The following is a 2027-nucleotide window of genomic DNA, read 5'->3' as shown; positions in this document are numbered from 1 at the left end:
AGAATCGCTTGCTGAGCTTTCGCATCCGGGTCGAGCAGCATCTGGGCCTCGACCACGAATCCGGCATCGTGCAGCCAGGATGCCACCTGGTCCGGCTGACGGCGGTGGACATGGACCTTCATCGGGTGACCGCCGTAGCCCTCCGTCTTCAACAGCGACTCGTCGCCGACGTGAAACAGGAGTTGCAACGGTCCGCCGGGACGCAATGCTCGGTGGAAGCGCCCGAATACAGTCGGCACCTCGTCGTCTGGGATGTGGATCAACGACTGCCAGGCGAGCAGGCCGGCCACCGAAGTGACGGGCAGGTCCAGTTCCGTCATCGAGCCCACCTCGAACCGCAGGCCGGGGTGGTCGCGCCGGGCCACGTCGATCATCGCCGGGGAGAGGTCGATACCGAAGGCGTCGACACCGAGCTCATGCAGGTGGGCGGTGACTTCACCGGGGCCGCAGCCGACGTCCGCGACCGGTCCGCCGCCAGCGGCCCGCACGCTGTCGGCGAACAACGCCAGAGCCGCGCGAAGGTACTGGTGTCCGGCGAGGGCGCCGCGCACTTGGTCGGCATAACTGACCGCGACCGTGTCATAAGAGGTTCGGGTGTCGGCCAACCAGTCATCCGTGGTCATGACCCGGCACGATATTCCATGATCGCGGCGGACTCTGCGCTACCCGGGAACGACGAAGGTGCCTCCACCCGGCCGGGTGGAGGCGCCGGTAGGCAGGACGGCGTTGCTCATTGCGCGGGCCCCGAGAGACCTTGGCCGACTCTGTCATCCGGTGGCGTGGGCATCGGTGACTGCGGCGAACGGCGGTACGCGTCTGGCCGTGACCGCTCAACGATTGCAGTGATACCCCGGATAACGGGCTGTTATCCGGGGTAACATCGGGGACGGCCTGCGGCGACCCCGTCGCGGCGCGACATGAAGCGACCCCGTTATCCGGGGCAAGCACTGACGAAGGGATCCGATGGCCGCGAAGGTGACCCGGCTACGCACCGCCCCGCCGGCGCGCACCCTACGCACCGCCGCCGAAGCGTTCCTCGACACAATCGGATCGGCGAACACCCGCCGCGCCTACGGCATCGCCATCGTCAAGACCGTCGACCAGCTCGACGGCCGCGGACCCGACGGACTCATCGGGCACAGCCGCGCCCTGGACGCGGTCACCGACACCGAAGTCGGCGTCGCGCTGGAAACCCTCTGGGGCGACGCCGCGGTGAACACCTGGAACGCGCGCCGCGCCGCAGTCGGCAAATGGCTGAGCTGGTGTGCCGAGCAGGGCTGGACCGCACCGCGAGTGCCGACCTCGGCCGCGCGGTCGACGCCGCCGGACTCCGACACCCCGGTCCGTTCCCGCACCGCGATCGACCGGCTCATCGGCCGCCGCGATGTCCACCTGCGGGAGAAGACGCTGTGGCGGATGCTGTACGAGACCTGCGCCCGCACCGAGGAGCTGCTCGGGCTCAACATCGAAGACCTCGACCTCGCGGGCCGCATCGCGGCGGTGAAGTCCAAGGGCGCCAAACCCCGCACCCGCCGGCGCGGCGCCGCCCACCACGAACACGTCCTCGAGAACGTGTACTGGGACGCGGGCACCGCCCGCCTGCTACCGCGGCTCATCCGCGACCGCACCCGCGGGCCGGTGTTCGTGACCCACCGCCGACCGGGGCCCGGCAAGTACCTCGCCGACCGCGACGTCTGCCCCACCACCGGCCTTGCCCGGCTCTCCTACGACCAGGCCCGCGACCTCCTCGACGCCGCCACCGCCGTCGACGGACCCGGAACCGGCTGGGACCTGCACGAACTGCGCCACTCCGGCCTGACCCACCTCGGAGAATCCGGGGCCAGCCTGCTCGAACTGATGGCCAAGTCCCGACACCGCAAGGCCGAGAACCTGCGCCGCTACTTCAAACCGTCCCCACAGGCGATGCGCGAGCTGACCTCGATCCTGGGCCCGGGAGCCGAACGCCGCCGCTGACCAGCAGCTACGCCATATCCGTTGATTTTCGGCGGTTACTACCGGAACCCCGA

2 protein-coding genes are annotated in these 2027 nt (G+C 69.5%); one reads left to right on the top strand and one right to left on the bottom strand.

From position 1 onward, the window contains the following. Nucleotides 1-623 (bottom strand): class I SAM-dependent methyltransferase (locus AB0F41_RS31520; RefSeq protein ID WP_357430242.1); only part of this gene is annotated, 623 nt, incomplete at its 3' end. 340 nt (nt 624-963) lie between these two features. Here AB0F41_RS31520 and AB0F41_RS31515 point away from each other — a divergent pair. Beyond that, complete coding sequence (locus AB0F41_RS31515) at nt 964-1974, top strand: site-specific integrase (protein WP_357430240.1); 1011 nt, start codon at nt 964-966, stop codon at nt 1972-1974. The last annotated feature ends 53 nt before the right edge of the window (nt 1975-2027 follow it).

This window comes from Nocardia sp. NPDC024068 (genome assembly GCF_040638875.1).
In the GTDB taxonomy this organism is placed as follows: Bacteria; Actinomycetota; Actinomycetes; order Mycobacteriales; family Mycobacteriaceae; genus Nocardia.
This window is presented reverse-complemented; position numbering and strand designations above follow the sequence as displayed.

What these genes read in the sequence shown, in the direction of transcription:
- AB0F41_RS31515 (WP_357430240.1), top strand. Translation starts at nt 964, where the DNA reads ATGGCCGCGAAGGTGACCCGGCTACGCACCGCCCCGCCGGCGCGCACC.